Origin of the sequence: Sanguibacteroides justesenii (assembly GCF_003204205.1) — a bacterium.
Lineage (GTDB): Bacteria > Bacteroidota > Bacteroidia > Bacteroidales > Marinifilaceae > Gabonibacter > Gabonibacter massiliensis.
The window spans coordinates 278,310-302,501 of record NZ_QJPL01000004.1 but is presented as its reverse complement, the minus strand read 5'-3'; the positions used below and the strand labels follow the sequence as shown (position 1 = coordinate 302,501).

The following is a 24,192-nucleotide window of genomic DNA, read 5'->3' as shown; positions in this document are numbered from 1 at the left end:
ATATAGAATATGAGAAAAGTATTAAAAATAGCTGGAAATGAGTTAGGTGCTCTTTTTTACTCGCCTGTGGCTTGGTTTATATTGGTGATCTTCACAATCCAGACGGGTCTTACCTATATGGACCTTTTCAAATCTTGCGTGACGTCACAGTTTTTGAATGATGCTCCCGGCGAGGGTAGTTTGACGGGTGTGATCCTGGTCTCTTTAAGCGGTCTTTTTATCGTGGTGCAACAATATTTGTACCTTTACATACCCTTGTTGACGATGAGCCTGATGAGCCGGGAGTACAGCAGCGGTTCCATAAAATTGTTATATTCGTCACCGGTAACGGCAACCCAGATTATCACGGGTAAGTTTCTTTCGATGATGTTTTACGGTTTACTTCTGGTAGGTATTTTGTTCGTTTACATCTTGTTTTCCTGCCTGACGATTCCTCATTTCGATCTTTCGATGGCGTTTTCGGGTTTGTTGGGGTTGTATTTGTTGATCTGCGCTTACGCGGCAATCGGTCTTTATATGTCGAGTTTGACTTCTTATCAGATTGTAGCGGCAATGGGAACCTTAGCGGTACTGATCGTTTTGAATTTTATCGGTAGTGTCGGTCAGGATATCGGTTTCGTTAGAGAGATTACCTACTGGCTGTCGATTAAAGGGCGGGCTATGGTTTTTGTTAACGGTTTGATCTGTAGTGAAGACTTGTTCTATTTTCTTTTGGTCATTCTTTTTTTCTTGGCTTTGTCCATCATGAAGGTCGAATCTCATCGGGCCAAACGAAGTTGGGTCGTGTCTGTCGGGAGATACGTGGCGGTGGTTGCGGTGGTTGTCGGTTTGGGGTATTTGACTTCGCGCCCGACACTGCAATTGTATAAGGACATGACGGCTTGCCAGACGGAGACGGTGACGGAATCCACCCAGAAAATTCTGGAGCAGATCGACGGCGAAATTAAAATTACGACTTATGTAAATCTCTTGGGAACAAATTACATTTACGGTTTGCCGAGAGCGGAGAAAGGAGACATGGACCGTTTTAAACCTTACGTTCGTTTCAAACCGGATATAGAGATGTCTTATGTGCGTTACTATTTGCAGACAGCCCCCCTTCATGGTAAGCGATTCGCCGGTTTGGACGAACGCGGTGTAGCGGAGGAGTATGCGAAGATGGCGAAGGTTTCGTTAAAAGGTTTTATCTCTTCCGAAGAGATAAATAAACAGATCGATTTGCGTCCGGAGGGCTATCGTTTTGTTCGTTTGCTGGAGGCAGCAAACGGACGTAAAACGTTCCTGCGCATGTACAACGACCAGCTACAATTCCCGACGGAGACGGAGGTGGCGGCAGCGTTGAAACGTTTGGCCGTTGATGCGCCTAAAGTGGCTTGTTTGACAGGTCACGGAGAGCGTAGCACGAGCGGTTTCGGTGATCCTGATTATTACTCTTTTGCCAGTAACCTGACATTTCGTTATGCGTTAGTAAATCAGGGTTTTGACGTTTATGTTTACCAGATGAAAGAGGGAGAAGATATTCCTATCGAGTACGATATTCTTGTGATTGCCGATATGAAAAGTCCTTTTACCCCGGACGAGTTGTCCAAGGTTAGCCGTTACATCGAAAGAGGAGGTAACCTTTTGATCGCGGTAGAACCGGATCGTGTGGATTTGGTCCGTCCTTTGCTTTCGTTGTTTGGCGTAAGCTCGGTGCCCGGTGTATTGGTGCAACCGACATCAGATTTTAGTGCCGATTTGTTACAATGTCAGGTGACGGAAGAGGCAGCTCATATTTCTCGTGAATATGCCCGAATGTTAAAGAAAGGAGAACGAGTGACAATGCCTGGAGCTGTGGGGCTCGAGTATGACAATACCGCAGGTTATGCCTTTTTTCCCATCTTACGAACAATCGAAAAAGGTAGTTGGAACGAGTTGGAAACGAGTGATCTGATAAACGAGCAAGTGGTGTTGAATCCTGCTGCCGGTGAGTTCGAGGGATCTCATGTCACGGCTTTGGGTTTAAGCCGGAAGACGAAAGGCAAGGAGCAACGGGTAATAATTCTCGGGGATGCGGATTGTGCCAGTAACGCGGAGTTGATGATGATGCGCAAGGGAATCAATGCCTCGAACTACTCGTTGATTACGGAGAGTTTCCGTTGGTTGACAAATGGTGAATTCCCGGTAGAGATCGTTCGTGCGGATCCGAAAGATACAACGGTCGTTTTTCCTATCACGGACATCTTTTGGGTGAAGTTCTTTCTTCTGGGGGTATTCCCGTTATTGTTAATCGCTTGCGGGATCTTTATTAATTATTTGAGAAAAAGAGGCTAAATTGCTTAACTATAAATGAATTGTTATGAAACAAAAAATACTTTTTAAAGGCCTATCGTTAGCCGTCATGTTTTTTATGGGTTTCACTTCTGTCGTGATAGCTCAGAATCGCCAGGTAAAAGTAAAAGGCGAAGTTTGTGATCCGGAAATGAATGTCATTTTAGGTGTTCAGATCGTCGAGAAAGGAACGACGAACAGTACGATCACGGATTTGAGCGGGTATTTCGAGTTGATTGTTTCAGAGGAAGGAACGCTTTTGATTATCTGTAATGGTTATGTTACTCGTGAGATAAAAGTAAAGGATTTTTTAGCTGCACAGGGACATTATTTATTCATTACCCTTGTGGAAGAAGAGTTACCTGAAGAGCCGCTGATTCATTTTTATAATCGACTTGTTTGTTGTTTAGAAACAAAGCGCTAAAGAATATTGTGTAGTGTGTATACTGAGGCAGGCCTTAACCTTACAAAAAAACCAAAGGGGAAAAACGTTTTGTAGGGGAGAGGGTCTGCCTTTTGTATATAATTTCGAATAGAAAACGAATGAGTGAATACGTATCGGTTATTGTATTGCGAATGAATTATTACGGTACGATGGAGCAAATTTATTGGGAATCAATTAAAAATGGGTATTTCGTGCATATTTATAATAAAAATAAAATATTTACAGAAAATTTATTTTTTGTTTTTAAGTGAATTTAGTATGTAAAAATGTTGTTATATAGTGAGTTGACAATAAAGAGATGGGAGGTTTCAGAATAAATAGGGTAGTCGAGCAAAATTAACTATGATTTTTAGTTTGGATTTCAAATGAAGATACTTTATATTTGAAAAGTGTGTAACTAAAAATAAAATCATGAAATTACGTCTCATCTCTACATTCATCCGGCATAAAATCAATGCTTTAAGGAAGCGTTGGTTGTCTCGGGTGTTTGTCTCATTTTGGTTGATAGGAATTTTTTGTATTCCGTTTTTATTTCAGGAGGCCGGGCATGATAGGATTGGGTTATCTGTAAGTATTCTATTCTCTGATGCATTGTGTGGCCTTTTCTTGTATTTTATTAGGGTAAGAGGGAAGGTAAACGTGTCGAATTCTTTTCGAACGTATCCGATTAATGATGCAGATCCTTTTGGGGAGGGTTTGTCCGTTATTCTTTTACAGGTTGAAAAGAGAGCTAAGGTAATTGGAAGGATGGAGTAAAGCCGGGATGGATATGTTTGTAAGAATGCTATCCGATGTTTTGTGTTGAAAAAGGATAGGTAATATGACTGAAATTTAAATTGGAAATTATGAAATTGAATCTTATATTGACCGTAGCTTGCTATGAAGCGAAAGTGTTAAAAAGAAGTTGGTTATTGCGTTTATTCGCTTTATTGGCATTTGTCGGAATAACCGTTTTACAGATTATGACTCAGAGTTCGTGGAGTATAACGGAACACTATATGGTGGCCCTGCCTTCTTCCATGCCTTTCTTTAATGCATACTGGTTTAATTTGTTACAGGTTTTTTTGTTGGTCTTTATTGTGGCGGACCGCTTTAAAAGTGGAAAACACGTGGATACGACCGAATCTCTGCGTGTGCGTCCGGTGAGCAATACGGATTACTTGATAGGAATGGCAGGTGGAATTTTCTCCGTATTGGTAGTATTGAATGTCATCTCCATATTGATATCGTTGTCCCTTAATATTTTTGCCAGTGAGGCACCGGTAAACGTTTGGCTCTATTTCTTTTATTTGTTTACCCTAACCATTCCTTCTTGCCTGTTTATCTTGGGAGTGTCTATTTTGATCTACTCATGGATAAAAAATGCCATGCTTGCTTTGTTGGTATTGTTGGTAGCGGTTGGATTGGTTTATGTTTTTATTCCTTCTGCCGGATATGGTATATTTGATCTTTTTGCCCGGGAAATGCCCAATATGTTTTCGGAACTGACCGGGCATCCCGAAATAGGATCTTATCTTTTACAACGTTTGACCTATGTCGTTTGGGGTGTGGGATTACTGGGATTTGCCATTGTATCGTATCCTCGAATTCCAAATGGAAAAAAAGGAAAATTGAAATTATGCAGCGGACTTATCCTGTTATCGGGTATATTAATCGGAGGGATCTTCGTCGGGGCGAAAGAGGCCGACAGGCGTTTTCGGAAGCATATGGTGGAAACTTTTGAAAAGTACAGCGCGCGAGACCGGCTCTATTTATCCGATGCAGAGATTGCTTTCGAGCAATCGGGTACTACCATGTCGGTGAAGAGTAAATTAACCGTCCAAAATAAGGAGAATCATCCGGTATCGGAGATCGTTTTATTCTTAAACCCGGCCTTGCGCATCAAAGAAATTCGGGGAGAGAGCGGTGAAGCTATTTCTTATCGTCGGGATGGTCAAGTCGTTATTTTGGAAAAAAACTTGGCACCGGAAGAAGAGTTTTCTCTCCAAGTGGATTACACGGGAAAGATAGATGACCGGGTATGTTATCTGGATATTTCCGATGAGGAATATTACGATAACCGTTGGATTACGAATATTTTTTGCTTCGGTAAACGATACGCTTTTTTAGAGAAGGATTATACGTTGCTGGAGCCTGAAGTGTTGTGGTATCCGGTAACAGAACCTCCTGTTCATTGGGTGCATCCTTATTCTACGGGGAAAAATTATACGAATTATGTTTTAAATGTAATTCATAGGGATAAACGTACCGTGATTTCGCAAGGAAATCGAAAGGTATCCGGTGATACTATCCGTTTCGAAAATTGCGATAAATTGACAGGAATCAGCTTATGTATGGGAGATTATACCCACAAATCATTGACCGTGGATTCAGTAAGCTTAGATCTCTATTTTTATCGCGGGGAAAACTATTTTAGAGCTCCTTTTGTCAGCATTAAGGATTCGCTTCCCTCTTTGGTCAAGCAAACGAGTGAGTTGATGGCAACTAAATGGGGGCATCCTTATCTTTATGATAGACTCTCTCTTTTGGAAGCTCCCGTGTCGTTCGCTACTTACATACGGGGATGGAGTAAAAAGAGTAATTACGTGCAGCCGGCTATGGTATTCGTTCCCGAACGAGGGATAACTATACCTGAAATCGCAAATCAAATGGCGAAGATGTATGAAAGAATAAAAAGAGTAAAAAAGAATTTGAATAATACAGGACAAGCTCCTTATGATGAAGAATGGACAATGCGTAGTTTTATCGATTGTGCACAAAGTGTGTTTGTATTTCCCGGTTCTGAATTTGTGAAGGTCGATTTCGATTTGTTAAGAGGAAAACAGGATTATAGCGGAACGCCCGTAACGACGAAGGTGGGAGTCGGAAATAAGCATATTCTCTCCTCTTTATTTCAGGATAACAGGTGTGTCGTTCTTTCTAAGGAGATCCCTATAGCCGGACAAATATTCGATGAGTTTCAGATACTGTTATCTCCGGCTTACAAGACGGCGAATACCGCTAACCACTCGCCACAAAACGAGATGCGCGTACTCGATTATCTTTCTGAACATAGTTTGGAGGATGCCGCAACAGATCCGTCCCTCTCTTCGGATATGTTTAAACTACTGTTGCTGAAGAAATGCAATTACTTGTATGAATTGATTATGGTGGATATTCCTGAGCGTTCATTGCAGGCTTTTATGGAAGAATTTATGACTAAATATCGTTATCAACAAGTTACCTTCGAACAGTTTATGAAAGAGTTCGAAGAGCGGTTCGATTATAAGTTGGGCGAGGTATTTGATGAATGGTACAGGAATAAAGGATGTTCTTATCTGGAAACTAAAGATATCGGGGGGTATAAAGTAGAACAAGGGGAGTACGAAGGTTATGCGGTTCATTTTAAGTTGTATAATCCTGGAAAGTCCGATATTTTGATCTCGGCTACGGCGAGTGCGAATTGGCTCAAAAATGCTCGCGGGTATTGGGAGAAAAGATTCGTTTTGCCGGCGGGAGAGGCTTTGGAGGTACATATACCGTGTGACGACGTTCCTGGACTGGTTTCGATAACTCCGAGTATAGTATTGAATCAGCCGGCAGCGGTCACGATTATGTTGCCGGACGAATTAGAGGTAATTCGTGATTCTACGCGGGGACTATTTCCGATCAGTCCGGAGCTTTTCCAGCCCGATCCGAATGTCATTGTCGTAGATAATGAAGACGAGGGCTTTTCTTTATTTGATTCGAGCGGGAAACGGATAGCGGAGAAAAGAGATAGGAGGGATACCGGTTACGAGGAGTTGAAGGGTGGTCATCGTTGGACTTATATTATAAGACAGGGATTTTACGGGAAATATATCGCGAGTGCTTATTATAAAAAAGCCGGAGATGGAAAGGCCATGGTCGAATGGAAAGCGAACCTTCCTAAACGGGGAAAGTATGAACTGTTTATTTATAATGTAAGCGGAGGGAGTAATATAATAAGTGTTAATAAGGGAATAACACAATATTATACATTGTATTTCGGGGATAAGAAGGAGGAGATAGAATTTAATGCACGGAGAGAGATAAGTACTCCATGGGTTTCCGCCGGCACATTCTTTTTCGATAAAGGAGAGGTAAGACTGGTGATGAATGATAAATGCGATGTGGACCTCGTGTATGCCGACGCAGTGAAATGGGTATATGTAGGGGAGGAATAAAGTTCGGATTTTATAAACGGATAACCGGTTGCCTGAAAAGGGAACCGGTTATTTGTTTTCAAGAATCTTCTTGTTGAGAACCGAAATTTTATAAGGTGTTGTATATAAATATGATGAATCGTTATACCGTATGAGAAAAGACCATAGAGGAATAGTTGGGAGAGTGCGAATAAGTGTCTACTTTAGTCAAAAATTTAATAACGTATTAAAAGATGGATTATCTTTTAATTGATTAATCGGAATGAAAATGAAAACAGAAATGCAAGAATTCATGGACGCCTTAAAGGCAAGGACTCCGGGAGAACCCGAATTCCATCAAGCGGTAGAAGAGGTTATTGAAACCGTATGGGATACCTATCAGGCTAATCCTAAATACAAGGCTAATAAAATATTGGAGAAAATGGTAGAACCCGAAAGAGTGATTATGTTCCGGGTGCCCTGGATCGACGATAAAGGAGAGGTACAAATCAACCGGGGCTATCGGGTTCAATTCAATAGTGCAATCGGACCTTATAAAGGGGGAATTCGTTTTCACCCGGCAGTAACGCTCGGTACGTTAAAATTTCTGGGTTTCGAGCAGACTTTTAAAAACTCTTTGACAACTCTTCCCATGGGGGGAGGTAAGGGGGGATCGGACTTTAACCCGAAAGGAAAATCTGATAACGAAGTGATGCGGTTTTGTCAAAGTTTTATGACAGAACTCTGTAAATACATCGGCCCTGATACGGATGTTCCGGCAGGGGATCTTGGCGTAGGCGGACGCGAAGTCGGGTATATGTTCGGGCAATACAAGAGAATCCGTAACGAATTTACCGGAGTTTTGACCGGGAAACCCTTTGAGTTCGGTGGCTCTCGGGTACGTCCGGAGTCTACGGGATACGGTACGGTTTATCTCGCGCAACATGTGTTGGCTTCCAAGGGAGAGAAGATTGCCGGTAAGGTTGTTGCTCTTTCCGGTTTCGGTAATGTTGCCTGGGGGGCAGCTCAGAAATTGGTTCAGTTGGGGGCTAAGGTTATTACGGTCTCGGGCCCTGACGGATATATCTACGATGAAAAGGGATTGGACCAGGAGAAAATTAACTATTTGCTTGAACTGCGGGCAAGTAATAACGATGTCGTAGAGCCGTATGCGAAAAAATTTGGAGCTCGGTTCAAAGCCGGTAAAAAACCTTGGGAGGTTAAATGTGATATCGCTTTTCCTTGTGCGATCCAGAATGAGCTTAATGGAGAGGATGCCAGACAGTTGGTTGCTAACGGTTGTCGACTAATTGTAGAAACCTCAAATATGGGATGTACTCCGGAGGCCATACATTATGCTAATGAACATATTACTTTTGTTCCCGGAAAGGCGGCTAATGCCGGCGGTGTGGCAACTTCCTGTTTAGAAATGAGCCAGAATGCCATGCATTACAGCTGGACCGCCGAGGAGGTAGATGCCAAATTATCACAGATCATGAAAGATATTCATGATACCTGTCTCAAATACGGCAGGGAAGGAGATAAGGTGAATTATGTGAAAGGAGCTAATATCGGAGGTTTTATCAAGGTCGCAGAAGCCATGTGTGCCCAGGGACACGTATAATTTGTAGATTGAAGAATCGTTTATATTGAATATTGTTGGGAACAAGCGGTCGATACGACCGCTTGTTTTGTTTCGATGGAAAATTTTAAACCTTTTATTTCATTCTACGTTTGATAAGGTATGAATTTGATAAGATAATAATGAAAAGAGATAAGAAAAAATATTCGTTACCCGAAGAGGAACGAGACAATCGTTATTCGAAAAGCGATGATGCCCTGAATGCCGAATACAATGAGATTCTGGAATCTATTTTGGAGAACAATGATGAAGATGCGAAGGATAACATGTCTGATTATATGGATGAATTGAGGGAAGAATCTGCTGCTCTGGATGATTTTGAGAAGCAATCATAGAGGTTATTTTGCGAATGCTCCCAAACCGAAGAGGGCAAAATCATAACGGATCGGATCGACGGGGTCGAACTCCCGAAGACGGCAAGTTAATTCAAGTACCGCTTGTCGATCGTTTTGCGATCGAGTTAAAAGTCCTAATTGTCTGCTGACATTTCCGGTATGCAAGTCCAATGGAATAAGAAGGGCGGAAGTAGGGATCTCCTTCCATAATCCGAAATCAATTTCATCCCGACGGACCATCCAGCGCAGGAACATATTAATCCGCTTGGCTGCAGATCCCTTTTCTACGTTGGCAATATGACGCAGAACTCTGGGATCCGCCGGAGAAGACGTAAATATCGCGTGCCATTCCGCCAATACGTCGAACATATCCGGATGTTGTCGGTAAGCTCGGGAAAACAGACCCTCTAATCCACCGTAATATTTATAAATGCGGGATAGTGATTTGAAAAAGTAGATACAATCGTAATCATTGAAAGTGCGGTGCTTAAAACCGGATAAACAGGAGTAATCGGCATCCGTCGCATGGAGGACAAAGTCGTAGGGAGCGTAATCCACTCGTTTCATCAACTCTTTGCATTTTTTGATAATAGTCGGTCGTTGACCCCAGGCTAATGTGGCTGCCATGAATCCGGCAATTTCAATGTCTTCCTTTTCCTCAAAAAGTTTAGGGATTTGGATGGGATCCGTTTCGATAAAAAAATCGGATCTGCAATACTCAATGTATTTCTCGTCAAGAAGTTGTTTAAGTGCAGACATAGTTGAAATTATTTTCAGTTTTTATTAATCGCTCAATCACCTAATCGCTCAATCACTTAATCACTCAATCACTTAAATCTTCTCCCCTCTCAGCATCTCCCGTTTTCCCGGGGGACCGGGAAGGCGTTTCAGTTTAAATCCGAGATTGCGGAGGGCTCTTTTCACGGTTCCTTTCACACAATAGGTTGTAAGAATTCCTTCCGGTTTTAATGCTTTGTAAAACTTGGCGAACATATCTTCCGTCCACAAACGGGGCTGTACGTCGGGGGCAAAGGCGTCAAAAAAGACAATATCGAAATATGCTTGGAAGTTGACTTCTTCAAAATCTGCCTTGTGTTTATGGAGCGTGAAATAGGGCGTGACGACAACATCCTCGTTCCAGGGGGTATTATGTAATCGTGCGAATAAAGATGCGTTTTCCGGAGCGAAATGATCCGGATAATTAAGTTGTTCCACTTCGTCAGGGGTCAGCGGATATTTTTCAAAGGTATGGAATACCACGTTCCTTTGATTTTCACGGGCCTCCATAAGTGTCAGAAAAGCGTTTAACCCGGTTCCGAATCCGGCTTCCAGGATACGGATATTCTTTTGACCGTAATGGACTATTCCGGCTTTAATAAATACGTGAATCGATTCCTGTATCGCACCGTGAATAGAATGATAGGGCTCATTCAAATCAGGTATATACAGGGTATTGCTGCCGTCTTCCGTCGTGATGATTGCTCTATCCATCCTTTAGCACAACTCTTGACGCAGAAGATTTGCGAATTCGATGACATCATTTTCCGTGGTGTCGAACGAACAAACCCATCTCACTTCGGCGGCGTCTTCATCCCATACGTAAAAAAAGCATTCATTTTGAAGTTTGGAGATTTTTTCTCTCGGAATAATGGCGAAAATTTCATTCGCTTCCACTTTTTGCGTGATGTTTACGGAGGGTATCTGTTCTGCGGCATTGGCCAGTTTTTGTGCCATGGCATTGGCATGAGCCGCTGATTTCAACCATAAATTATCTTTTAACATGGCGGAGAACTGGGCGGCAATAAAGCGGGATTTAGAGTGTAATTGCATCAATTGCTTCCGGATATACTTAACCTCTTTCGACATTCGTGTATTGAAAAAAATGACGGCTTCCCCGAACATCATACCGTTTTTGGTTCCACCGAAACTTAACACGTCAATCCCCACTTCTTTGGTTATACTGGCCGCGGTGCATCCCAGATAGGCTACGGCATTGGCTAATCGGGCTCCGTCCATGTGGACATACATATCGTGGGCATGGGCGAAATCGCAAATTTCTTTCAACTCCTCATGCGTGTAGACGGTTCCGAGTTCCGTGCATTGGGTTAAAGAGATTATTTTCGGTTGGGAGTGATGTTGATCGTCGAATCCATGCATATGGTTATGAATCAGTCCCAAGGTGAGTTTCCCGTCATACGTCGGAACGGTTAACAGTTTACTTCCGGTCTGTTTTTCGATAGCCCCGCACTCGTCCACGTTGATATGGGCTGTTTCTGCACAAATGATGGCATTATACGAATGTGCGAATGCCGAGAGGCTCAAAATATTGGCTCCCGTTCCGTTGTAAACGAAATAGACGTCTATATCGTCTCCGAACAATTGTTTGAAATCTTTAACGGCTTTCTCCGTGTATTTGTCTTCCCCGTAGGAGTGTTGATGTCCGAAAGCCGATTCTTCCAGTGCTTTGAAAACTTCCGGTAATACTCCGGAGAAGTTGTCACTACCGAAACCTCTAAGTCCCATGAATAGAAATTGAATTAAATGGTTAAAGGAAAATGATCCGAACGAACGGAATATAAAAAGACTACCTCAAAACAGATTTGAGGTAGTCTCTGATATTGAATTATCCCAAGAAAGACAATAATATACCGGCGGCTACGGCAGAACCGATAACTCCGGCGACGTTGGGTCCCATGGCATGCATCAGCAGGAAGTTACCCGGGTTGGCTTCCTGGCCTACGTTTTGTGATACGCGGGCAGCCATCGGAACGGCGGAAACTCCGGCGGAACCGATCAACGGATTGATCTTGTTTTTGGTAAACAAGTTCATGAATTTTGCAAGTAAAACTCCACCGGCACTACCGATACTGAAAGCCAGAATACCGATAACCAGAATAGCCAGTGTCTGGAAATTCAGGAAAGCGGCGGCAGTCGTAGTCGCTCCGACGGAAATTCCTAAAAATATCGTACAGATATTCATCAATTCGTTTTGAACCGTTTTGCTCAAGCGTTCGACCACACCGCATTCGCGCATCAGGTTACCCAGCATCAGACATCCGATTAGAGGAGCAGCAGAGGGTAAGAGTAACGATACGAAGATGGTTACGACGATCGGGAATACGATTTTCTCTTTTTTGGAGACTTTACGCAATTGTTGCATTACAATTTCCCGTTCTTTCTGGGTTGTCAGAGCTTTCATGATCGGCGGTTGGATCACGGGAACCAAGGCCATATAGGAATAAGCCGCTACCGCGATAGGGCCAAGTAACCCCGGAGCCAGCTTAGACGTCAGGTAGATGGCCGTAGGGCCGTCGGCTCCCCCGATAATACCTATGGAGCCTGCTTCCGCGTAAGTGAATCCGAGTGCAAGGGCTCCCAAGAATGTTGCGAAGATTCCGAGTTGGGCTGCCGCACCTAACAGAAAACTTTTAGGATTCGCCAATAGCGGACCGAAATCCGTCATTGCCCCGACACCGATAAAAATGATACAGGGATAAATCCCTAATTTTACTCCTAAATAAATGTAATCCAGCAAACCTACATTATTGTAGTTTGCGAAATTGCCCCAATGTACGTGTCCTCCTTCAAAGAGTTCCGGATGGTATAGTCCTGCCCCGGGCAAGTTCGTCAGCAACATCCCGAAAGCGATGGGTAACAACAACAAGGGCTCGAATTTTTTAACAATGGCTAAATAAAATAGTACGCAAGCTACGACTATCATGACCAGACATAACCAGTTCCCGGAATAGAGATGTGCAAATCCTGTGTCATTTAAGAATTTGGTCACTTTTTCTCCCATATCGATCTCTTCTGCTCCGGCAGCAAAGGGTATGATAAATATTCCGAGTAATAAGGCTATCTTTAACAGGTATTTTTTTACTTGTTTCATTTTCAAATGTTTTACGGTAATTAAGCCAATTCAACAAGTGGGTCGTCCTGTGAAACACTCTGACCTACGGTAACATGAATTGTTTTCACTTGGCCGTCGCTACTTGCCACGATGTTATTTTCCATTTTCATGGCTTCCATCACAAGCAGGCAATCTCCGCGTTTCACCTGACTGCCGACTTTAACACTGATTGCGGATATCGTACCGGGAAGCGGTGCTTTAATCGTGTTGGTTTTGTTGGACGCCGTATTTTGCGCCGGACTCTTGTACGTGGTCGATGTCGGTATTGCCGCGGGCTTGCGGGGTACGGCGGTAGGAGCAACCGTATTCCTACTTTCGTAAGTTACGTCATAAGATATCCCGTTCACCTCAACCGTGGCCTTGTTATGGTCCGTTATATTGACAGTTACGTCGAAGTTATTTTCGTCTATGGTGATTTTGAATTTATTCATAATCTGTTTATTTTACTTATTAAGATTTCTCATGCCATAAATTTTAGAGCTCCACGGAGAATAACGTTTTTCAACCTCTTCGATCGTGATTACATGAGGCTCTTCGTCATGAGAGTTAAAATATAGATGCATAGCCATGGCAACGGCAGCTTGTTCGTGTGGGGTCGGATGGGTATCCGTCGTCACAACTGTTTTTTCCGGTTCTTGAACCGCTTTGGTGGCATGATCTTTCACTTGATTCGCGATCCTGGTCTGTAAATTAATGATCCAGATCAAAAGAACCAATAATAGAAACACTGTCAGCATTCCCACACCTGTAATGAGGAGAGCATAACCCCAGTTTATTGCTAATGTGATCATATGGCTTACAACGGTATATTTGAATGTTTCTTCATCGGGTTAACGATGCGCTTGGTCTGTAAAGACTGGAAAGCGCGGATAATGCGGAAACGCGTATTACGCGGGTCGATGACATCGTCGATGTATCCGTATGAAGCGGCTTTGTACGGGTTTGCGAAGGCCGTGTTGTATTCCTCTTCTTTTGTGGCGACGAACTTAGCTTTTTCCTCCGGATCGGAGATGGCGGCTAACTCCTTGCCATACAACACTTCAATGGCACCCTTGGCTCCCATAACGGCGATTTGTGCCGTCGGCCAGGCGTAATTGAAATCTCCCCGCAATTGTTTACACGACATCACGTCGTGAGCACCACCGTAGGATTTCCGTAAAGTAATGGTTACTTTCGGTACGGTTGCCTCGCCGTAAGCAAACATGAGTTTTGCCCCGTGGGTGATGATACCGCCGTATTCTTGCATGCGTCCCGGTAAAAATCCCGGTACGTCAACCAAGGTTAACACGGGAATGTTGAAACAGTCGCAGAAACGCACGAAGCGGGCTGCTTTGCGGGAGGCTTCGATGTCAAGTACTCCGGCGTAGAAATTCGGCTGGTTAGCGATTACACCGACGGAACGTCCTCCCATGCGGCAGAATCCGACAATGATATTCCGTGCATAACGTTTGTGAACTTCCAGGAATTTTCCGTTGTCCACGATGGCTTCGATAACATCCATCATGTTATACGGTAAATTCGGGTTATCGGGTATCAACTCGTTTAACTGGTCTTCCAAACGATCGATCGGATCATTGCATGGAACGATCGGGGTTTCTTCCAAGTTGTTAGAAGGCAGGTAAGAGAGCAAATCGCGGATAATAGCGATTCCCTCTTCCTCGTTTTCTGCCAGGAAATGAGAAACACCGGATTTCGTTGAATGAACTTCCGCACCTCCTAATTCTTCGGTCGTGATGTCTTCTCCTGTTACGGTTTTTACTACCTTCGGACCGGTTACGAACATATAAGATGATTGATCGGTCATCAGAATGAAGTCCGTCAACGCGGGAGAATACACGGCTCCTCCGGCACAAGGACCGAATATGGCGGAGATTTGCGGAATTACTCCCGACGCCAGGATGTTCCGTTCGAAAATTTCGGCGTATCCGGCTAAAGAGTTAACACCTTCTTGAATACGGGCACCGCCTGAGTCGTTCAATCCGATAATAGGAGCTCCCACGGTCATGGCTTTATCCATCACCTTGCAGATTTTTTGAGCTAACGTTTCGGAAAGTGCTCCACCGAAAACCGTGAAGTCTTGAGCGAAAACAAATACGAGACGTCCGTCAATTGTTCCCTGACCGGTCACCACGCCGTCTCCCAAAAACTTGGTTTTTTCCATGCCGAAATTATAGCAACGGTGTGTTATGAACATATCGAACTCTTCGAAACTGTTTTCATCCAGCAACATGGCGATTCTTTCTCGGGCGGTATATTTCCCTTTCTTGTGCTGGGATTCTATTCGCTTTTCCCCTCCGCCAAGTCTCGCCTGGGCTCGTAATTCGATTAACTCTTTGACTTTATCTTGATTGGTCATAGTATCAAAATTTATATAGGCTGATTATCTGAAAAAATTATTTTGTCCCGCAAAGTTCCGTCAATACTCTGAACGTTGATTTCGGGTGAAGGAATCCGATTCTTAGTCCTTCTGCACCTCCGCGGGGTGCTTTGTCGATTAGCTGACAACCTGCAGCTTGTGCATCGTTCAATGCGGTTTGAACATCTTCAACGGCGAAAGCTATGTGGTGCATACCGCCTCCGTTTTTTTCCACGAATTTACCGATAGGGCCTTCCGGATCAGTCGACTCCAGTAATTCAATTTTTGTCTGTCCCACTTTGAAGAAGGCCGTTTTTACTTTTTGATCTTTTACTTCTTCAATTGCATAGCATTCTAATCCCAATACTTTTTCATAAAATGGAATGGCTTCATCCAAACTGGCAACGGCAATGCCAATGTGCTCGATATGAGTTGGTTTCATCGTGATAAAATTTAATTAATTAGATATTATGTTTAATCTTAATTTGTTTTCCACACATATTTTTAGAACTTTTTGTCTGCTAAAAATACAAGGTGCGAAATTACTGATTGTTATTGCGATTTTCAAACAATTTGATGTTGATTATTCTTAAAAAACGATGTTTAGAATCGTTTTAAATAAACTGCAAAAAATCAATGGTTTCCTTCTGTAACTCTTTACTTGATAAATACGTAAATCTTAAAAAATGAAATAAAAAATAAGAGATCATGAGTAGACAGAAATTAGTTGTTTTTATTATGGCGATCATCGGAATGATAGCTACTTTTTTACCTTGGTACGAAGTAAACCTTTATGGTTCGATTATGGGATATCAGTCGGCGGGTTGGTTCACGTTCATTATGTTTGCCGTCGCTTTTTTATTGGGGCTGAGGGGAAAATTGAGAGAAGATATGGGTGTGGGTTGGGTATACATCGGTTCGGGTTTCAGTTTGGCCGCGGCTTTTGTGGTGTTATGGCGCATTATCGTTATTTATTTGGATAAGGAGGGGGCTGCGACGACATTGACCGGGGAGATGATGGCGGAGGAGGTACGGGTTTTGTATGGCGCTTATCAGGTAGTCATTGCCGGAATATGTCTTCCTTTCGGGGCATTTCTTTTTCAGCGGAAAAAATGAAGAAAATAAATAAATTCCGGGATCGGGGGACTTGGAGAGTTAAAGAAGAACTCAATTCCCTGATCCCGGAATGGTTGTGTTTAAAAAGAGAGGAATTTGTGATTTTGGAAATAAATTTTTTCATCTATTAAAAAAAATCAGTACCTTGTCGTCTCATTTCTGACGTTGAAAATTATTCATTAAAATAACAATAAGATATGTTTGATAAAAGCGTGTATGTTAGTAGAAGAAAGCGACTTATCGAGAAAATGAGTAGCGGTTTGATACTTATTCTCGGTAATGGAGAAGCCCCTGCGAATTATACGGATAACACCTATAAGTTCAGACAGGATAGCTCGTTTCTTTATTTTTTCGGGTTGAATTTGCCCGGTTTTGCCGGGGTGCTGGATGTAGATTCCGGTAAAGAGTATATTTTCGGGAACGATGTGGATATGGACGATATTATCTGGATGGGCCCCCAACCGACCGTGAAAGATATGGCCGCTGGTGTCGGAGTCGCTGATACGGCACCTTTTACCAAATTAGCTGATTGTTTGAAGGAGGCGATAGCTGCCGGACGCAAAATTCATTTCTTACCTCCTTATCGGTATCGAAATAGGATTATTTTGGAGGATTTGCTGGGCATTCATCACTCTTTGGTGAAGAGTTATGCTTCGTTAGAGTTGGTTAAGGCTGTTATCTCCTTGCGTTCCGTGAAAGAACCGTGTGAGATTGATGAAATTAACCGGGCTTGTAACATCGGATACGAAATGCACGTGACAGCGATGAAACACGCTCAACCGGGAGTGAAAGAACAGTACATTGCCGGCTTGATCGAAGGTATTGCCGCTTCTTACGGTAGTATGGTCTCTTTCCCGGTTATTTTATCTCAAAATGGAGAGACCTTGCATAATCATGACCACAGTAAGATATTGACGGAAGGACGCATGATGCTGACGGATGCCGGGGCCGAATCGGTTATGAATTATTGTTCGGATTTTACGCGTACCGTACCTGTCGGAGGAAAATTTAACCAGAGGCAAAAAGAGATTTATAATATAGTACTGGCTTGTAATAATAAGGCCATGGAAATTGCCCGTCCGGGAGTGACTTATCAATATGTACACCTGGAGGCCTGCAAGGTATTGGCCCAGGGGTTGAAGGATCTCGGATTGATGAAAGGAGATGTGAATGAGGCGGTTGCTGCCGGTGCGCATGCCTTGTTCATGCCTCACGGTTTAGGTCATATGATGGGGTTGGACGTGCATGATATGGAAGATTTGGGGCAGATATACGTAGGATACGATGAGGTTACCCGTCCGATTAACCAGTTCGGTGCTTCTTCTTTACGGATGGGAAGAATGTTACAACCGGGTTTTGTTATTACGGATGAACCGGGTTGTTATTTTATTCCGGCTTTGATTGATCAGTGGAGAGCACAAGGCATGCATGAAGATTATTTAGTGTATGATAAGATCGAAGCTTATAAAGATTTCGGGGGTATTCGTTTGGAGGACGATATCCTAATCACGGAAAACGGTTGTGAATGCATGGGAGATCGTCGTGCTCCGATTACCGTTGAAGAAGTCGAAAATACTATGCAAATGTAAATTTAAAATCGTATAATATGAAGTTTGTTATATCAAGTAGCACTTTTCTTTCTCGGTTGCAAGCGGTGAGTCGCGTCATTAGCGGAAAGCCTGCTCAGCCGATTCTGGATAATATTTTATTGGTGGCTAAAGACAATAGGTTGTATGTTACCGCATCCGATAAAGAAACTACCATGGAAGCCCGTGTAGAGTTGGAACAATTGGAGATTCCCGGTAGTATTACCATTCCTGCTAAATTATTGTTGGATATATTGAAGGAGTTTCCGGAACAACCCTTGACTTTTGATATCAATGAGGCGACTCATAAAGTAACAATTATTTCCGACAAGGGCGAGTTTTCCGTGATGGGAGAGAGTGCGGAGGATTATCCGGTACAATCCGGTTTGGATGAAAATTCGGTCGCGTTAGTAACCAATTGCGGCATGTTGTTAGAAGGGATCTCCAAGACCGTTTTTGCAACGGCGAACGACGATCTCCGTCCGGTGATGAACTGCATCCTGATTGAGATGAACGCCGAAAATTTCACTTTTGTCGCTTCTGACGCTCATAAATTGGTACGATACAAGCGTTTCGATGCTCGCACGGATGGAGAGCAACGGGCTTTGATCCTGCCGAAAAAACCCTCTTTATTATTGAAGAATATTCTACCGAAAGATGATAGCGAATTGAAAATGCAATTCAATGAAAAAATGGCCTGTTTCATTTTCGGAGATTACAAGATGATATGTACTCTTGTGGAGGGACGTTTCCCTAATTATAATTCGGTTATTCCTCAAAATAATCCCAAGAAAATTATTATTGAGAAGAAAGAGTTGTATAATACCCTGAGAAGGGTCTCCGTGATGGCTAATCAAGCCAGTAATTTGGTGAAATTCGATTTGACAAGAGGTTCGATGGTTATCTCGGCTCAGGATGTGGATTATGCTATGTCCGGACACGAAACGATCTCGTGCCAATATGACGGAGAGGAGATGGCAATCGGGTTTAAATCTCCTTTCGTGTTGGAAATCTTAGCTAATTTGAATACGGAATATTTTGTATTGGAGTTATCGGATCCGAGTCGTCCCGGTCTCTTCCTGCCTTATGAAAGCGATAATCAGGATGAGGATTTATTGATGCTATTGATGCCGATGATGGTATAATAGCTTATTTGAAATTTAAATTGGAAGTTTGTGAAGTTAAAACTGACCTGCCCGATCGTTTTCTTTGATTTGGAAACGACGGGTATTAACATCGCCAAGGACAAGATTGTTGAAATATCTGTTTTGAAAATTCACCCTAATGGGAAAGAGGAACAGAGGACCCTCCGGATTAATCCGGAGATGCATATACCAGAACAAGCGACAGCGATTCACGGTATTAAGGACGAAGATGTAAAGGATTGTCCTGTTTTTAAGGAAGTAGCCAAAGAGTTGGCCCGTTTTATTGAAGGATGTGATCTGGGAGGATATAATTCGAATCGTTTTGATATTCCTCTGCTTGCAGAAGAGTTTTTGAGGGTGGGAGTGGATTTTGATATGCGGAGACGCAGATTTGTGGATGTACAAACTATTTTTCATAAGATGGAACAACGTACGTTGAGTGCGGCTTATCGTTTTTATTGTGATAAGAATTTGGAAGATGCACATACCGCTGCGGCGGATACCTTGGCTACTTATGAAGTATTGCAATCTCAATTGGAACGTTATGAGGGGCAGTTGGAAAATGATATTAATTTTTTGAGTAAATTTTCGTCGCAAAGTAATAATGCGGATTTCGCCGGTTTTATCGTGTATGATGAGAATGGGGTTGAGGTATTTAATTTTGGAAAAAATAAGGGAGTTCCCGTACTTCAGGTGTTGAAAGAGCAACCGGGGTATTTTGCCTGGATGCTGAATAGTGAATTTCCATTGTATACGAAAAAAATATTGACTGAAATTAAATTAAAAAGTGCCGGATTAATGAAGTGATTCGTATGAATAGTATAGAATACGTATAATTAGTAAAAAACGTTCGATGGCACTATCGAACGTTTTTTATTTCAAAATGTGTATAGATGAACTTTTTATGGTTTATTTCGTATTGTATATATTTGGGTGAAATCTTTATCTGAATTTTTGCTTTATTTCGTTAATTGGGATTCTGGCATGGAAGTTGTAAAGACGTAGCCCTTGTAGTAAAGAAATGGATTAATAACTAATAATAATTTGTTTTATGAGGTGTAAATGGGCAATTGTAGGTTTATACGTACTTCTGGGCATCTCTTGTAAAGGGAAAAAGGATAATGCGGCTCCCGATATTATCCGTCCAGTGAAGGTTGTAAAAGTAGAATCGTTAGATGCTATCAATAAGGTGTATACGGGGATCGTTGAGGCGGAAGAATATAGCAATCTGGCTTTTAAAGTATCGGGTCCGTTAATTGAAATGAACGTGGAAGAGGGACAGAAAGTAAAGAAGAATCAAATCATCGCACGGGTAGATCCCTTGGATTATCGGTTACAATACGAAGCGAATAAGGCTGCCTATTTGACGGCCAAATCTCAATTGGAGCGAAATAAGAAATTATTGGCTATGCAAGCCATTTCCAAACAAGATTATGAGATAGCTGAGGCGAATTACATTAAAGGAAAATCGGCTTATGAAACTTCACAAAATACATTGGAGGATACGAAATTGAGAGCTCCTTTCGACGGGTTCGTGGAAAAAAAATTCGTGGAGAATTATCAGAAAGTGATGCCGGGAGAGTCTATTATAAAATTGGTGAATCCCCGCAAATTAGCTGTCAGTTTTACCTTACCGGAGACAAGTGTGGATTTGACTCGGGTACCGATGACGGTAACGGTTGAGTTTGATACTTATAAAGGGATTTGGTTTAAAGCCCGAGTAAAAGAGTTTATCGATGCTTCTCCTGACGGGACGGGTATTCCTGTAAAATTGTCCATTGACGATTCTCGTTTTTCCAGGGATATACATACTATTTATCCCGGGTTCTCCTGTAAAGTTAACTTGAAGATCGAAACGGCAGTAGCAGGTAGTTATATCGTGCCGATGAGTGCTCTTTTTAAGGATTTGAACACGGGTAAAACATGCGTGTGGTTATACAACGCGACTTCGGAGACGGTAAAGAGTCAGGCGGTGGAAATCGGACAATTGATCGGTAATGACAAGGTGATCGTGGAGAAAGGATTAAATAGCGATAATATCATTGTAGTAGCGGGTGCTAACTATATCACGGAAGGTCAGAAAGTAAAAATATTAAAATAATAAGGAAAAATTATGAATATAGCAAAATATTCGCTGGATAACACGAAGGTAATCTATTTTTTCCTGGCCATATTGATGATCGGAGGCGTTTTGTCGTTTGATTTATTAGGGAAAAAAGAGGATTCTCCTTTTGTAATTAAAACGGCAGTGATTATTACGCAGTATCCGGGAGCGACACCCGCTGAAGTGGAACAACTGATCACGGAACCTATAGAACGGGAAATTCAGTCTATGCGGCGTGTGCATAAAATAAATTCGGAGTCTTTTTATGGAATGTCTAAAATTAAAATTGAGTTGAGTCCTGCGACCCCTCCGGATGAAATGCCTCAGATGTGGGATGAATTAAGGCGTAAAGTATTGAACATCCAACCGAGTCTGCCTCAGGGAGCTTCTCAAATTAGCGTATCGGATGATTTTGGAGATGTATTCGGCATATATTACGGTTTGACGGCTGACGAGGGATTTAGCTATCACGATTTGAGAGAGTGGGGACAAAAATTGAAAACTCAATTGGTGACGATAGATGGTGTGCAAAAAGTGGCGCTGTTCGGGGAACAAACGGAAGTTGTAAACGTTTTTATAACGATGTCTAAATTAGCTAATTCCGGGTTAAATCTAAACACGTTGATCAATACTATAAAATCCCAGAATTCACTTATCAACACGGGGGTAAAGAGGGCTGGGAATATTGAATTGAAAATCCTTGCCGATGGAACTTATAAGACTTTGGACGATATCCGGAATCAATTAATTGTGACAGAAACCGGACAGCAAGTTCGCTTGGGGGATATCACGATCGTGGAAAAGGGGTATCTGGATCCGCCCTCCAGTTTGATTCGGGTGAATGGTAAACGGGCTATAGGAATCGGTATCTCTACGGTACCCGATATGGATGTGGTAAAGGCCGGAGAGAAGGTGAAGGCTAAATTGAGCCAGTTGGTGGAGATGATGCCGGTAGGTATCGAATTGGTAACTCTTTATCCGGAGAATGAAATTGCAAGAGAAGCAAACAACGGATTTATTTTAAATCTGATAGAGTCCGTCGTGATCGTTATTCTGATTATCCTGCTCGTTATGGGAACTCGAGCAGGGGTGTTGATCGGTTCTTCCTTGCTATTTTCCATCGGCGGAACCATGTTAATCATGCAATTCATGGGTGTAGGATTAAACAGGACCTCTTTGGCGGCTTTTATTATTGCCATGGGTATGTTGGTCGATAATGCCATTGTCGTCACCGATAATGCCCAGATATTGATAAAAAAGGGAATGAGACGGCGAGATGCTCTGATAAAAGGAGCGACCTCTCCTCAGTGGGGATTGTTGGGGGCGACCTTGATAGCAATCTTCTCCTTTTTACCCCTCTATCTCGCTCCTTCGGCAGTTGCGGAGATGGTAAAGCCTTTGTTTATCGTGTTGGCTGTTTCTTTGGCATTGAGTTGGATATTGGCATTGACGCAGACGACTGTATTCGGTAATTTTATCTTGAAAGAAGGAAGCGGTGAGGCGGTGAAGGATCCTTATGATACGAAATTTTATAATAAATTCACCTCTGTATTGCGAGAATTGATACATCATAAGGTATTAACGCTTGTTACCGTGATCATATTGTTTTTCGTTTCGCTTTATATTATGGGGGCCATGCCTCAAAACTTTTTTCCGAATATGGATAAACCCTATTTCCGTGCAGATTGTTTCTTGCCGGAAGGGTATAGTATTCGGGAATCGGAAAAAATATTGATGGAGATAGAGGGATATTTGATGAAACAGAAGGAGGTGAAAAATGTCTCCTTAACAGTGGGTAGTTCTCCGTTACGTTATTATTTGGCCAGTACCTCTTTCGGTCCGAAATCGAATTTCGGTAATTTGTTAATAGAAGTGGACGATAAGTCTGATTCTCCTATTTTAGAGGAGAGATTGAATGCTTATGTCCGGGAAAATTATCCGGATGTATTGATCCGTTCTTCTCTGTTTAAACTTTCTCCGGCCGTAGAAGCCTCTATTGAAATCGGTTTTATCGGGGACAATATAGATACCTTGGTCGCTTTGACCAATCGCACCATGAAAATCATGCGGGAAACCGGAATGGTCACTGATGTGCGGAACAGTTGGGGAAATAAGGTGCCGGTTTGGGAGCCTGCTTACTCTCAGGAGAGGGGACAACGGGTGGGAATTACTCGACAATCCGTTGCTTACGCGTTGAAGATTGCAACCAATGGGTTAGCGCTTGGGGATTATCGGGAAAAAGACCTGTTTATGCCGATTTTATTGAAAGAGGATGGATTGGATACCAAGAATCTCGATAATATGAAAACCTTACCGGTATTTACTTCGAAAGGTTTGACCGTCCCGTTGGCTCAGGTTGTGGATAGTTTTGCTTATGATTATAATTTTAATGTTATCAAGCGTTATAATCGGGATAGGGTAATGATGGCCCAATGCGATGCGAAAAGAGGAGTAAATACGAAAGCTGCTTTTGCCAAGGTCTTAAGCAAGGTGAAGCAGATGGATCTGCCGGAAGGCTATGCGATGAAGGTTTTTGGAGAGGAGGAGACGCAAGAAGAATCAAATCAGGCTTTGGCTGCTAACATGCCACTGACCTTGATACTGATGTTTATCGTGCTTTTGTTGCTGTTCCGTACTTATCGAAAACCGACGGTCATTTTACTGATGGTTCCGCTAATCTTTATAGGTGTCGTTTTTGGATTGTTAGTGATGGGAAAAATGTTTGACTTTTTTGCCCTGTTAGGCGTGTTGGGATTGGTTGGAATGAATATAAAAAATGCTATTGTGCTGGTGGATCAGATAGGAATAGAACAGGAAAACGGTTTGGCTCCTTTGGATGCTGTTTTGCAGGCTACGAAATCCAGGATCGTACCGGTGACGATGGCTTCAGGAACGACTATCTTGGGAATGCTGCCCTTGTTGTTCGATGCCATGTTCGGGGGAATGGCCGCTTGTATCATGGGCGGATTATTGATAGCCAGTTTATTGACCATAGTCGTATTGCCGGTGACTTATTGTTTGATTTTTAGAATAAAAGTAAGATAGGGCGTGGTATCCCGATTTTTGAGGTTTCAGGGTCGGGAGCCACCGTCTAAATTCAT

The 24,192-nt window shown here is 42.6% G+C and carries 20 protein-coding genes; 12 read left to right on the top strand and 8 right to left on the bottom strand.

Annotation, left to right across the window (positions count from 1 at the left end):
* Positions 1 to 9 precede the first annotated feature (9 nt).
* The 6 genes from DMB45_RS08380 (at position 10) to DMB45_RS08355 (ending at position 8,874) form a co-directional block, all read left to right on the top strand.
* A complete protein-coding gene (locus tag DMB45_RS08380; RefSeq protein WP_110688657.1) occupies positions 10 to 2,313 on the top strand; it encodes a Gldg family protein in 2,304 nt (767 codons plus the stop codon).
* Positions 2,314 to 2,338: 25 nt separating this feature from the next.
* Entirely contained in the window at positions 2,339 to 2,734 is a 396-nt protein-coding gene (locus tag DMB45_RS08375; protein WP_041502170.1) for a carboxypeptidase-like regulatory domain-containing protein, read from the top strand.
* 432 nt (positions 2,735 to 3,166) lie between these two features.
* On the top strand, positions 3,167 to 3,511 hold the full coding sequence (locus DMB45_RS14715; protein WP_110688656.1) for a hypothetical protein: 345 nt from the start codon (positions 3,167 to 3,169) through the stop codon (positions 3,509 to 3,511).
* 89 nt (positions 3,512 to 3,600) lie between these two features.
* Complete coding sequence (locus tag DMB45_RS08365; RefSeq protein WP_110688655.1) at positions 3,601 to 6,939, top strand: golvesin C-terminal-like domain-containing protein; 3,339 nt, start codon at positions 3,601 to 3,603, stop codon at positions 6,937 to 6,939.
* 247 nt (positions 6,940 to 7,186) lie between these two features.
* The gene (gene gdhA / locus DMB45_RS08360) at positions 7,187 to 8,521 is read left to right on the top strand and encodes an NADP-specific glutamate dehydrogenase (protein ID WP_110688675.1); all 1,335 of its coding nucleotides are present in this window, start codon (positions 7,187 to 7,189) and stop codon (positions 8,519 to 8,521) included.
* 140 nt (positions 8,522 to 8,661) lie between these two features.
* A complete protein-coding gene (locus DMB45_RS08355; RefSeq protein WP_059025603.1) occupies positions 8,662 to 8,874 on the top strand; it encodes a hypothetical protein in 213 nt (70 codons plus the stop codon).
* A gap of 3 nt (positions 8,875 to 8,877) precedes the next feature.
* On the opposite strand, the gene DMB45_RS08350 is transcribed toward DMB45_RS08355, so the two are convergent.
* The 8 genes from DMB45_RS08350 to mce all read right to left on the bottom strand — a co-directional run bounded on the left by DMB45_RS08350 (position 8,878) and on the right by mce (position 15,582).
* Positions 8,878 to 9,633 carry a TIGR02757 family protein gene (locus tag DMB45_RS08350; RefSeq protein ID WP_059025604.1) on the bottom strand — a complete coding sequence of 252 codons (756 nt, stop codon included), beginning with the start codon at positions 9,631 to 9,633 and terminating at the stop codon, positions 8,878 to 8,880.
* Between the two features lie 72 nt (positions 9,634 to 9,705).
* Complete coding sequence (mnmD, locus tag DMB45_RS08345) at positions 9,706 to 10,365, bottom strand: tRNA (5-methylaminomethyl-2-thiouridine)(34)-methyltransferase MnmD (protein ID WP_110688654.1); 660 nt, start codon at positions 10,363 to 10,365, stop codon at positions 9,706 to 9,708.
* Positions 10,366 to 10,368: 3 nt separating this feature from the next.
* A complete protein-coding gene (locus tag DMB45_RS08340) occupies positions 10,369 to 11,397 on the bottom strand; it encodes a threonine aldolase family protein (protein WP_041505387.1) in 1,029 nt (342 codons plus the stop codon).
* A gap of 100 nt (positions 11,398 to 11,497) precedes the next feature.
* Positions 11,498 to 12,763: a sodium ion-translocating decarboxylase subunit beta gene (locus DMB45_RS08335; RefSeq protein WP_041502163.1), complete on the bottom strand. Its 1,266-nt coding sequence runs from the start codon at positions 12,761 to 12,763 to the stop codon at positions 11,498 to 11,500.
* A 20-nt stretch (positions 12,764 to 12,783) separates the two neighbouring features.
* Entirely contained in the window at positions 12,784 to 13,215 is a 432-nt protein-coding gene (locus DMB45_RS08330; RefSeq protein WP_041502162.1) for a biotin/lipoyl-containing protein, read from the bottom strand.
* A gap of 12 nt (positions 13,216 to 13,227) precedes the next feature.
* Positions 13,228 to 13,575: an OadG family transporter subunit gene (locus DMB45_RS08325; RefSeq protein ID WP_041502161.1), complete on the bottom strand. Its 348-nt coding sequence runs from the start codon at positions 13,573 to 13,575 to the stop codon at positions 13,228 to 13,230.
* 5 nt (positions 13,576 to 13,580) lie between these two features.
* Positions 13,581 to 15,140: an acyl-CoA carboxylase subunit beta gene (locus tag DMB45_RS08320; RefSeq protein ID WP_110688653.1), complete on the bottom strand. Its 1,560-nt coding sequence runs from the start codon at positions 15,138 to 15,140 to the stop codon at positions 13,581 to 13,583.
* 37 nt (positions 15,141 to 15,177) lie between these two features.
* The gene (gene mce, locus DMB45_RS08315) at positions 15,178 to 15,582 is read right to left on the bottom strand and encodes a methylmalonyl-CoA epimerase (RefSeq protein WP_041502159.1); all 405 of its coding nucleotides are present in this window, start codon (positions 15,580 to 15,582) and stop codon (positions 15,178 to 15,180) included.
* Between the two features lie 266 nt (positions 15,583 to 15,848).
* On the opposite strand from mce, the gene DMB45_RS08310 reads away from it, so the two are divergent.
* The 6 genes from DMB45_RS08310 (at position 15,849) to DMB45_RS08285 (ending at position 24,136) form a co-directional block, all read left to right on the top strand.
* A complete protein-coding gene (locus DMB45_RS08310; RefSeq protein ID WP_041502158.1) occupies positions 15,849 to 16,256 on the top strand; it encodes a hypothetical protein in 408 nt (135 codons plus the stop codon).
* Positions 16,257 to 16,453: 197 nt separating this feature from the next.
* Positions 16,454 to 17,845 (top strand): aminopeptidase P family protein, encoded by a 1,392-nt coding sequence (locus tag DMB45_RS08305; RefSeq protein WP_059025606.1) that lies wholly within the window; start codon positions 16,454 to 16,456, stop codon positions 17,843 to 17,845.
* A 17-nt stretch (positions 17,846 to 17,862) separates the two neighbouring features.
* The gene (dnaN, locus tag DMB45_RS08300) at positions 17,863 to 18,987 is read left to right on the top strand and encodes a DNA polymerase III subunit beta (protein ID WP_059025607.1); all 1,125 of its coding nucleotides are present in this window, start codon (positions 17,863 to 17,865) and stop codon (positions 18,985 to 18,987) included.
* A 30-nt stretch (positions 18,988 to 19,017) separates the two neighbouring features.
* A complete protein-coding gene (locus DMB45_RS08295; RefSeq protein WP_110688651.1) occupies positions 19,018 to 19,794 on the top strand; it encodes a 3'-5' exonuclease in 777 nt (258 codons plus the stop codon).
* A gap of 244 nt (positions 19,795 to 20,038) precedes the next feature.
* Complete coding sequence (locus tag DMB45_RS08290; RefSeq protein WP_059025609.1) at positions 20,039 to 21,088, top strand: efflux RND transporter periplasmic adaptor subunit; 1,050 nt, start codon at positions 20,039 to 20,041, stop codon at positions 21,086 to 21,088.
* Positions 21,089 to 21,100: 12 nt separating this feature from the next.
* Positions 21,101 to 24,136 (top strand): efflux RND transporter permease subunit, encoded by a 3,036-nt coding sequence (locus DMB45_RS08285; RefSeq protein WP_041502153.1) that lies wholly within the window; start codon positions 21,101 to 21,103, stop codon positions 24,134 to 24,136.
* The last annotated feature ends 56 nt before the right edge of the window (positions 24,137 to 24,192 follow it).